11 protein-coding genes are annotated in these 9220 nt (G+C 52.7%); 4 read left to right on the forward strand and 7 right to left on the reverse strand.

Annotation, left to right across the window (positions count from 1 at the left end):
* Nucleotides 1–49 precede the first annotated feature (49 nt).
* Nucleotides 50–439, forward strand: coding sequence for an 8-oxo-dGTP diphosphatase MutT (gene mutT, locus FDX04_RS15285; RefSeq protein ID WP_042312636.1), 390 nt, complete (start codon nt 50–52; stop codon nt 437–439).
* Nucleotides 440–606: 167 nt separating this feature from the next.
* On the opposite strand, the gene yacG is transcribed toward mutT, so the two are convergent.
* The 3 genes from yacG to coaE are packed head-to-tail and all read right to left on the reverse strand — an operon-like array spanning nt 607 to nt 2174.
* Nucleotides 607–801, reverse strand: a complete 195-nt coding sequence (gene yacG, locus FDX04_RS15290) for a DNA gyrase inhibitor YacG (RefSeq protein WP_003018740.1) — start codon at nt 799–801, stop codon at nt 607–609.
* A 9-nt stretch (nt 802–810) separates the two neighbouring features.
* On the reverse strand, nt 811–1554 hold the full coding sequence (gene zapD / locus FDX04_RS15295; RefSeq protein WP_038637234.1) for a cell division protein ZapD: 744 nt from the start codon (nt 1552–1554) through the stop codon (nt 811–813).
* Nucleotides 1554–2174, reverse strand: coding sequence for a dephospho-CoA kinase (coaE, locus tag FDX04_RS15300; protein ID WP_042312315.1), 621 nt, complete (start codon nt 2172–2174; stop codon nt 1554–1556). The genes zapD and coaE overlap by 1 nt, the downstream gene beginning before the upstream one ends.
* Before the next feature lie 225 nt (nt 2175–2399).
* Between coaE and FDX04_RS15305 the strand changes: the two genes are divergently transcribed.
* On the forward strand, nt 2400–3443 hold the full coding sequence (locus FDX04_RS15305; RefSeq protein WP_137360253.1) for a GMP reductase: 1044 nt from the start codon (nt 2400–2402) through the stop codon (nt 3441–3443).
* Nucleotides 3444–3477: 34 nt separating this feature from the next.
* On the opposite strand, the gene hofC is transcribed toward FDX04_RS15305, so the two are convergent.
* The 4 genes from hofC to nadC all read right to left on the reverse strand — a co-directional run bounded on the left by hofC (nt 3478) and on the right by nadC (nt 7626).
* Complete coding sequence (gene hofC / locus FDX04_RS15310) at nt 3478–4680, reverse strand: protein transport protein HofC (RefSeq protein WP_137371176.1); 1203 nt, start codon at nt 4678–4680, stop codon at nt 3478–3480.
* Nucleotides 4670–6052, reverse strand: a complete 1383-nt coding sequence (gene gspE, locus FDX04_RS15315) for a type II secretion system protein GspE (protein ID WP_137371177.1) — start codon at nt 6050–6052, stop codon at nt 4670–4672. The genes hofC and gspE overlap by 11 nt, the downstream gene beginning before the upstream one ends.
* Nucleotides 6053–6061: 9 nt before the next feature.
* A complete protein-coding gene (gene ppdD, locus FDX04_RS15320) occupies nt 6062–6499 on the reverse strand; it encodes a prepilin peptidase-dependent pilin (protein WP_042312306.1) in 438 nt (145 codons plus the stop codon).
* A gap of 233 nt (nt 6500–6732) precedes the next feature.
* Nucleotides 6733–7626 (reverse strand): carboxylating nicotinate-nucleotide diphosphorylase, encoded by an 894-nt coding sequence (gene nadC / locus FDX04_RS15325; RefSeq protein ID WP_042312634.1) that lies wholly within the window; start codon nt 7624–7626, stop codon nt 6733–6735.
* 87 nt (nt 7627–7713) lie between these two features.
* Between nadC and ampD the strand changes: the two genes are divergently transcribed.
* Complete coding sequence (gene ampD / locus FDX04_RS15330; RefSeq protein WP_061382950.1) at nt 7714–8277, forward strand: 1,6-anhydro-N-acetylmuramyl-L-alanine amidase AmpD; 564 nt, start codon at nt 7714–7716, stop codon at nt 8275–8277.
* Complete coding sequence (gene ampE / locus FDX04_RS15335; RefSeq protein ID WP_137371178.1) at nt 8274–9128, forward strand: beta-lactamase regulator AmpE; 855 nt, start codon at nt 8274–8276, stop codon at nt 9126–9128. The genes ampD and ampE overlap by 4 nt, the downstream gene beginning before the upstream one ends.
* Nucleotides 9129–9220 lie beyond the last annotated feature (92 nt).

Here is a 9220-nt window from a genome sequence, read left to right on the forward strand (position 1 = left end):
ACTTATTGAAAAGGCGCAGACTTCTGCGCCTTTTTTATGGACGATGAAAATGAAAATACTACAGATCGCCGTCGGGATTATTCGTAACCAGCACAATGAAATTTTTATCACCCAGCGTGCGGCGGATGCCCATATGGCAAATAAGCTGGAATTCCCCGGCGGGAAAATTGAAGCGGGTGAAACGCCAGAGCAGGCGCTGATTCGCGAACTACAGGAAGAAGTTGGGATCACACCGACTCAGAATTCATTGTTCGAAAAGCTGGAGTATCAGTTTCCGGACCGGCACATCACGCTATGGTTCTGGCTGGTTGAGAGCTGGGAAGGCGAACCGTGGGGCAAAGAGGGACAACCGGCGCAGTGGATTGTGCAAGATGCTCTGAATGTGGAGGACTTCCCGCCCGCGAATGCGCCGGTAATTGAAAAGCTAATTGCGGGCTAATGGTGTTCGTAGGCCGGATAAGGCAATGCCACATCCGGCCAATTATGGCGGGGGCGCTACGCTTGCCCGCCCTACGTTTTCGTTCGTAGGCCTGATAAGCGCAGCGCCATCAGGCAAAACAACATACAACGCCGGATGCGGCGTTGCCTTCTCCCGTTTTGGCAGAGTTATTTCTGCTCTTCACTCCAGTCGTCGCTTTCCGACAGATCGCCAGAGCTTGGGATACGTTTCTCTTCTGCGGCCCACTCTCCCAGATCGATTAACTGGCAGCGTTTGCTGCAGAATGGGCGAAATGGACTGACTTCAGCCCACACCACGGGTTTGCCGCAGGTTGGGCAGTTGACGATGGTTTGTTCAGACATGTTGACTCCTTAACAGCACGCCAGATCAAAATCGAGACGCTCAGGCACCTGGCCATTCTCGCTATCCAGCGGCATAAAACGAATGGCAAAACGGCTCTTATGACCAGAAATTTGCGGATAAAGCTGCGAATCCAGCGGCAGCTGCAAGCGCAGCAAATCGGCATCTTCGCCGTTATCCTGGTAAAAACCATTCAGGCTGGTTTGTTTACGAAACGGCGCCGAGTTACGAATTAAATCCAGCACCAGCGACAACGCCTGGTTGAGCGGATTCAGGCTGGCAAGCCAGGTTTCAACCTGCGCGTCGCGTTGCGGCTGCGGTAAATGTAACCAGATATGCAGGGTGGGAAGATCGAAACTGCAGCATCCGCCAGGAATGCTTAAACGCTGACGCACGAGGCCAATCAGACGATCTTCACGCAGCGTTTGTCCAATGCGTGGGGCCGAAATCAGAATGCTGCCCGCGCTTTTTAACTGTTGGCGCAATGCGTCGATTCTGCTTTGATCGACGCCGGGAACTTCAACCCAGGCCTGGAGTTTACGCTGTTGTCGTTCAAGTTCTTTCAGGAGTTCGGTTCGGACTTCACCGCGTTCAAAGACATCCAGTAAGTCGCCGATATTACGGAAAAAATGCAGCGCCCCTGCATGGTCTGCAATAGGTAAATTAACGGAGAGCTGTTGGATCAAAAACTCTATGCGCAGCCATGTACGCATCTTCTCATTGAGAGGGTGTTCAAAAAGGACCTGGGTGTGCATTACGGTTTTTCCTGTGAGACAAACTGCAACGCGCATTGCAAATAGAGCGCGTGCAGGCGGGCGACATCCGAGGCGATGGCTTCCGGTGCGCCATTATTATCAATAACATCGTCTGCCACGGCCAGACGCGCTTCACGCGTTGCCTGGGCAGCAAGAATTTGTTCAACATGCTCGCGTGTCACATCATCACGCTGCATGGTTCGTCTGAGCTGGGTCTCAGGGGTGACATCCACCACCAGCACGCGGTTGGCTTTTTTATACAGCGAATTCTCTACCAGCAATGGGACAACCCATAACAGATAGGGCGAGGTCGCTTGATCAAACTGACGCTGTGTTTCCTGCTGAATAAGCGGATGGAGCAGCGCATTTAGCCAGCTTTTTTCCTCAGGATTGGAAAAAATACGTTCGCGTAAAATGCGTCGCTGTAGCGACCCGTCAGCGGCTATCACGTCGGAACCAAAATGTTCTTTAATCGCCACGAGGGCAGGCTTACCTGGTTCAACCACCTGACGCGCAATGATATCTGCATCAATCACGTTTATTCCGAGGTCAGCGAACGCATTTGCAACGGTGCTTTTACCACTGCCAATGCCGCCGGTTAAGGCTACTGTATACCTCATAGATGCAGATCCTGGAGTTTAAGTTTGATTATCAAACAGTTAAAAGTTAAGCGCGTGAAGGCGAGGCTACTGCAGGATTAACCTACTATTCGCCAGGTAAATTTATGGGATTGTAGCGTAAAAAAAGAGAATTTCGCAGTCTTGCGCGGCATTGATTAGTGCGTATGATAGCGTCACTGGAGTTGTGAGTTTCGATTTTTCGCCATTAACCCCAGGAATCCGCACATGCGTATCGAAGAAGATCTGAAGTTAGGTTTCAAAGACGTTCTTATCCGCCCTAAGCGTTCTACTCTCAAAAGCCGTTCCGATGTTGAGCTGGAACGTCAATTTACCTTTAAGCATTCAGGTCAGACCTGGTCCGGCGTACCGATTATCGCTGCGAACATGGACACTGTCGGGACGTTTGCCATGGCAAAGGCTCTGGCATCTTTCGACATCCTGACGGCTGTGCACAAACACTATTCTGTTGAAGACTGGTCTGCCTTTATCGCAGAGACTTCTACCGATGTGCTCAAGCATGTGATGGTTTCAACTGGCACCTCTGACGCTGATTTCGAAAAAACCAAACAGATTCTGGCGCTCAACCCGGCGCTGAACTTTATCTGCATTGATGTGGCAAATGGCTACTCAGAGCATTTTGTTCAGTTTGTCTCAAAAGCGCGTGCAGCATGGCCGACGAAAACGATCTGTGCGGGCAATGTGGTTACTGGCGAAATGTGTGAAGAGCTGGTGCTTTCCGGTGCGGACATTGTCAAAGTCGGTATTGGGCCAGGTTCTGTATGTACCACGCGTGTAAAAACCGGCGTTGGCTATCCGCAACTTTCTGCAGTGATTGAATGTGCCGATGCAGCCCACGGTCTGGGCGGTATGATTGTCAGCGACGGTGGCTGCACAATGCCGGGTGACGTGGCAAAAGCGTTCGGCGGCGGTGCGGACTTCGTTATGCTCGGCGGGATGCTGGCCGGTCATGAAGAAAGTGGCGGCAAAATTGTTGAAGAGAATGGTGAGAAATTCATGCTGTTCTACGGTATGAGCTCTGAATCTGCCATGACACGTCACGTAGGTGGTGTTGCACAGTACCGCGCCGCAGAAGGTAAAACCGTTAAGCTGCCGCTGCGTGGTCCGGTTGATAATACCGCTCGCGATATCCTCGGCGGCCTGCGTTCAGCCTGTACTTATGTCGGTGCCTCTCGTCTGAAAGAGCTGACCAAACGTACAACGTTTATTCGTGTACAGGAACAAGAAAACCGCGTTTTCAATAGCCTGTAACATGATAAAGCTGGCGTGTGGTAATGCGCCAGCTTTATCCCACGCCGCTCATTGCATCTCCCAAATGGAAAATCGGTAAATACATCGCGACAACCAGCGTACCGATGATCAAACCCGTAATGACCAGTAACGAGGGCTCAAGTAGCGCAGCCAGATTTTCCGCCTGAGACAGCGTTTTCTCTCCGTGATGGTGGGCGAGATTACGCAGCATTGCATCCAGCGAACCTGATGCTTCCCCCGTTCTTACCAGCTGTATACATAATGGACTGAATTCGCCGCAATTTTTCAGCGCCAGCCAGACAGGTTCCCCGGCGCTGATGTCGTGATGAACCTGCGCTAAACGTTGAGACCAGAAAGGGCTGGCAAGCGTTTCAGTTACGCTCTCAAGACCCTGTAAAAAGGGAATGCCTGCGTTTTGCGTTAACGCCAGAACAGTAAAGATCTGCGTGAGTTTTTGCCCTCTGACCATCGCGCCTGTCACCGGGAGCCCAAGCAACAATTTCTGACTCAGAATGAGCCAATACGGTTTCTGTTTGATCACGTGATATGTCATAACTGAGAGCATAGTGAATGCTACCGCCAGCCACCCCCATTGGCTGCTATAGTGGGCGATGGCAATAATCCCCCGAGTGAGCGCCGGTAGTGGGGTGTTGAACGTTTGGTAGATGGCGGCAAACTCAGGGAGCACAAACTGCAGCATCGCAAATACGACCATTACCGCCATCGTGATGATGATAATCGGATAGCGCAGGGCTTTTTTAACTTTATCAGCGAGTTGCTGCTGGTTTTTTTGCTGTCTGGCGAGTTCAAAACAGCAATCATCCAGCTTACCTGTAAGCTCTCCGGTACGGATCATCGCCTGATAAAGTGGCGGAAAAACGTGTTGCCATGTTGCGAGTGAGGTGGAGAGGGAAATACCCTGCTCCATATCGTGAGCCAGCGTGCGCAGTAGCGCCTGCCACTGGCTGCTGGGATGCTGTTCAGCCAGCAGAGTTAGCGCTGCCGAGAGTGTTAGCCCTGCTTTCAGCAATGTTGCCAACTGATGGATGGTTTCGGCGCTCCTTTCACGGCTCCAGTGCGAGTTTTTGACACGCATACGTTTAATATGTAACGGCGTCATATGCCGCTGCTCCAGAACACGTATCAGCGAGAGTCGGGTTTCAGCCCATAATACGCCTTCCGACGGCTCACCTTCGTTGTTAATGCCTTGCCAGCGCCAAAGCTGTTTAGCTGACATGCGGTACGCCCAGTACGCGAATCAGTTCTTCATATGTCGTTAAGCCTTGTTCGACGGCCTGACAGCCATTCCCGAAAAGCGTACTCCCTGATAGCAGAGCATCTGACTCCACCCCGTCTACGGATGTGCCGCTGGCGATATTCTGGCGTAATGCAGGAGTAACGGGCAGCACTTCAAACAATGCGGTACGGCCATAAAACCCGTGATAACAATGTTCGCAACCAGGCGCATGCCAACGTGGCAGTGGCATGGGCCAGATTGCTTTGGGGAGCGTGATGGATGTCTCCAGGCGTTGTCGGCAATGGGGGCATAGCTTTCTGACCAGCCGTTGGGCAATGACGAGCGTCAGCGCGGAGGCGATCATCCAACGCGCAACCCCCATTTGCTGCAGGCGCACCAGGGTTTCACTGGTGGAATTTGTATGCAGTGTTGACAGAACCAGATGGCCGGTTTGTGCTGCCTTAAGCGCTATTTCAGCCGTTTCGCCATCGCGGATTTCGCCGACCATAATGATGTCGGGATCCTGGCGCAGCAGCGCGCGCAATACTCCCTGAAAAGTAAGACCTGCGCGTGGGTGAATTTGTGTCTGGTTAAGGCCTGAGATCGGGATCTCTACCGGGTCCTCTACGCTACAAAGATTCACATCTGATGTATTTCGGGTTTGTAGCGCGCTGTACAGGGTGACCGTTTTACCGCTCCCGGTAGGCCCGGTAACCAGAATCAGCCCTTGAGGCTGCTGCAACGCTTGCGAAAATGCTGCCAGCTGTTCGTCCTGCATTCCCAGCGTAGTGATATCCAGCGTCTGATCGACCTGTTGAAGTAGCCGCAGCACTACCTTTTCACCCCAGCGACAGGGCAGGGTGGAGATACGAAACGAAATGGGCTGCCCTGAAATCTCAACGGTAAATTGTCCGTCTTGTGGCAGCCGGTGCTCGGCGATATCCAGACTGCCTAATACTTTTAATCTCGCGGTGATAGCGATGCCCATCTCAGTTGGGACTTCTGGCAAAGCATGTAATACGCCATCCACGCGTAATCTGATCCGATAGCGATGTTCCGCGGGTTCAAAGTGAATATCAGAAGCCCGTTGCGCCAGGGCGGATTGAAACGTCTGATTCAGCACCCCGGCTGCGGTAGCGCTGCTTTCAGACACTACGACCGGTAACATTTTCTGTGGCGTATGCGTGTGCCCTTCCATTTGCTGGCGCGTCCAGCAAACAATGTCGATACGTCGGGTGGTGGCAAAATGCAGGGCATCCAGCAGCTCATGGGATGGTGCATCCACCACGGCGATGTGTACTACTTCATTGTCTGCATCGAGTAATATTCCCTGATAACGTTGGCATAGCGCCGTAAGTTGCGTGGTATTCATCTCTTTTCCTTAGTAGGTATCGAAGCGGAAAACGTCTTCGCAAGCCTGTTGCAGTGCGCTGTCATTTTGAATGGCGCAGTTACGGCTCCAGCCGGTAATACCGTTGGCATTATCCCAACCCGGCGTCATCGTGATGCTTAGCCCGTTCAGGCTTTCCTGGCCTGTGAGACTGACAACGCCTTTTTCAACACTCATGCCTGAGACATAACGGGTGGTTGTGGGGGAGGGGATGCCATTGGTCCCGGCATCGCAAGTCTCCGTTCCACCATGCTCCAGCGCACAGAGTTCGACCGCGGTGCGATAGGGGACAAAGGTTTGCAGCATGTCTGTCAGGGCGGCTTTGCGTAGATAGTTTTGATAAGCCGGAATACCGATGGCGCTAAGAATGGCAATGATGCCAATGACCACCATTAGTTCGATAAGCGTGAAGCCTCGTTGTTTGTCCATTGTTGATTCGCTCCTGGAGTTAGCTGGCGCTACTTTGGCAAATCGAACGGATCTTAGGCGAGAGACAAAAAACAGAACGGGAAGGCGGGTTCAGAGGATTTTTACGAAATTACAGCATCAGACAACGTATTTGCGAAGGGGCTCGAAGAAACTGCCGGATGACGGCGTAAATGTCTTATCCGGCTGGGGGGATGCCCGATAAGCGAAGCGCCATCGGGCCTTGCTATTAGAAATTAACGAAAACGCATGGAGAGATCGAGCGCGCGGACGTGCTTGGTCAGTGCGCCAACGGAGATAAAGTCCACACCGGTTTCGGCAAATTCTCGCAGTGTTTCATGGGTGACGTTACCCGAGACTTCCAGACGCGCCTGGCCGTTGGTGCGTTTTACCGCTTCGCGCATTTGCTCAGTTTCGAAGTTATCGAGCATGATGATGTCCGCCCCGGCTTTCAGCGCGTCGTCCAGTTCTTCCAGGCTTTCAACTTCAACTTCAACGGGTACATCCGGATGCAACCAGAAGGCTTTTTCAACGGCCTGGCGTACCGAACCAGAAGCAATAATATGGTTTTCTTTAATCAGGAAGGCGTCAGAAAGCCCCAGACGATGATTTGCGCCGCCGCCGCATAACACGGCGTATTTCAGGGCAGTACGCAGCCCTGGCAGCGTTTTACGTGTATCCAGTAGTTGGGTTTTTGTCCCTGCCAGCAGATCGACGTATTTACGCACCTCGCTCGCCACACCCGAAAGCGTCTGCACAAAATTAAGCGCGGTACGTTCGCCGGTCAGCAGTACGCGGGAAGGTCCGTCCAGCTCAAACAGCGGTTGATTAGCTTTAATGCTGTCGCCATCCTCGACATGCCAGGTGATGTTGACATCATCGCCAGCCAATTGAATAAAGACCTCTTCCACCCAACGTTTCCCGCAAAAAACGCCATTTTCTCGGGTGATCACGGTGGCGTGGGAGCGCATGTCTTCGGGTAAAAGCTGTGCGGTGATATCGTTATTGGCATCAACTTCTCCGCCTAAATCTTCGCGCAGTGCCTGAGCTACAGCGGCAGGGATATCCAGATTTATGCGTTCCAACAGCGCGTCACGTCGGTAGTCAGGGTTATAGCGGCGAGGCGGCATGATAAAACTCCAAATTGCTAACGAATCATAAGGTGGAAACATGCTACCCTGAACCTGATATGAGCACCACCAATAAGGAGATTCTGCATGTTGTTAGACGAGGGCTGGCTGGCAGAGGCGCGACGCGTTCCCTCTCCTCATTACGATTGCCGCCCGGATGACGAAACCCCTTCTCTGCTGGTGGTGCATAATATCAGCCTGCCGCCCGGCGAGTTTGGCGGCCCGTGGATAGACGCGTTGTTTACCGGCACGATTGATCCCAAGGCCCATCCTTTTTTTGCTGAGATCGCCCATTTGCGCGTCTCAGCCCATTGTTTGATCCGCCGTGATGGTGAGATTGTGCAGTACGTCCCTTTTGATAAACGAGCCTGGCATGCGGGCGTGTCAAATTATCAGGGGCGTGAGCGCTGTAATGATTTTTCAATTGGTATCGAGCTGGAAGGAACGGATACGCTGGCCTATACCGATGCACAGTATAAGCAACTGGCCGCCGTGACGAATGCACTGATTACGCGTTATCCGACCATTGCCAGCAATATAACTGGACACTGCAACATTGCCCCCGAGCGTAAGACCGATCCCGGGCCGTCTTTTGACTGGGCAAAATTTCGCGCCCTGGTCACCCCCTCGTCGCACAAGGAGATGACATGACGTTGTTTACAACATTAATGGTGTTGATTGTTGAACGCCTGTTTAAGCTGGGTGAGCACTGGCAGCTTGATCATCGGGTGGAAGCTTTTTTCCGCCGAATTAAGCACTTCTCGATGATGCGTACGGTGGGCATGACCCTGATTGCAATGGGGCTGACATTCCTGCTGCTGCGCGCGGTTCATGGGCTGCTGTTTAACGTTCCGTTACTGGTGGCGTGGATCTTAATTGGCTTGCTGTGCATTGGAGCAGGCAAGGCGCGTCTCCACTATCACGCCTATTTACAGGCGGCATCTCGTGATGATGTACATGCTCGTGAGGCGATGGCCAGCGAGCTGACGCTTATCCATGGTGTTCCGCCGGACTGTGATGAGCGTGAGTTCCTGCGTGAACTGCAGAACGCGTTGTTATGGAACAACTTCCGCTTTTATCTGGCGCCGTTATTCTGGTTGATCATTGGTGGTCCGTGGGGACCGGTGACGCTGGTTGGTTATGCCTTTTTACGCGCCTGGCAGTCCTGGCTGGCGCGCTATCAGACGCCGCATCAGCGTCTGCAATCGGGTATTGATGCGATCCTGCATGTGCTGGACTGGATCCCGGTTCGTTTGGCTGGCGTAGTCTATGCGCTGCTGGGACACGGCGAGAAAGCGCTGCCGGCCTGGTTTGCCTCACTGGCGGATCTGCATACTTCGCAATATCAGGTGCTTACTCGTTTGGCGCAGTTCTCTCTGGCGCGTGAACCGCATACTGATAAAGTCGAAACGCCAAAAGCGGCTGTTTCAATGGCGAAGAAGACCTCGTTTGTGGTGGTGGTGATTATTGCGCTGTTGACGATTTACGGCACGCTGATCTAGCGATTGTTGCCGGATGGCGCTAACGCTTCCTACAGTGGAAAAACGTGTAGGCCCGGTAAGCATTATGTATGACCGGATACATAGGTGACAGA

The sequence above is a fragment of the Citrobacter sp. wls615 genome (assembly GCF_005281355.1).
Classification (GTDB): domain Bacteria; phylum Pseudomonadota; class Gammaproteobacteria; order Enterobacterales; family Enterobacteriaceae; genus Citrobacter; species Citrobacter werkmanii.

What these genes read in the sequence shown, in the direction of transcription:
- mutT (WP_042312636.1), top strand. Translation starts at nt 50, where the DNA reads ATGAAAATACTACAGATCGCCGTCGGGATTATTCGTAACCAGCACAAT.
- yacG (WP_003018740.1), bottom strand. Translation starts at nt 801, where the DNA reads ATGTCTGAACAAACCATCGTCAACTGCCCAACCTGCGGCAAACCCGTG.
- zapD (WP_038637234.1), bottom strand. Translation starts at nt 1,554, where the DNA reads ATGCACACCCAGGTCCTTTTTGAACACCCTCTCAATGAGAAGATGCGT.
- coaE (WP_042312315.1), bottom strand. Translation starts at nt 2,174, where the DNA reads ATGAGGTATACAGTAGCCTTAACCGGCGGCATTGGCAGTGGTAAAAGC.
- FDX04_RS15305 (WP_137360253.1), top strand. Translation starts at nt 2,400, where the DNA reads ATGCGTATCGAAGAAGATCTGAAGTTAGGTTTCAAAGACGTTCTTATC.
- hofC (WP_137371176.1), bottom strand. Translation starts at nt 4,680, where the DNA reads ATGTCAGCTAAACAGCTTTGGCGCTGGCAAGGCATTAACAACGAAGGT.
- gspE (WP_137371177.1), bottom strand. Translation starts at nt 6,052, where the DNA reads ATGAATACCACGCAACTTACGGCGCTATGCCAACGTTATCAGGGAATA.
- ppdD (WP_042312306.1), bottom strand. Translation starts at nt 6,499, where the DNA reads ATGGACAAACAACGAGGCTTCACGCTTATCGAACTAATGGTGGTCATT.
- nadC (WP_042312634.1), bottom strand. Translation starts at nt 7,626, where the DNA reads ATGCCGCCTCGCCGCTATAACCCTGACTACCGACGTGACGCGCTGTTG.
- ampD (WP_061382950.1), top strand. Translation starts at nt 7,714, where the DNA reads ATGTTGTTAGACGAGGGCTGGCTGGCAGAGGCGCGACGCGTTCCCTCT.
- ampE (WP_137371178.1), top strand. Translation starts at nt 8,274, where the DNA reads ATGACGTTGTTTACAACATTAATGGTGTTGATTGTTGAACGCCTGTTT.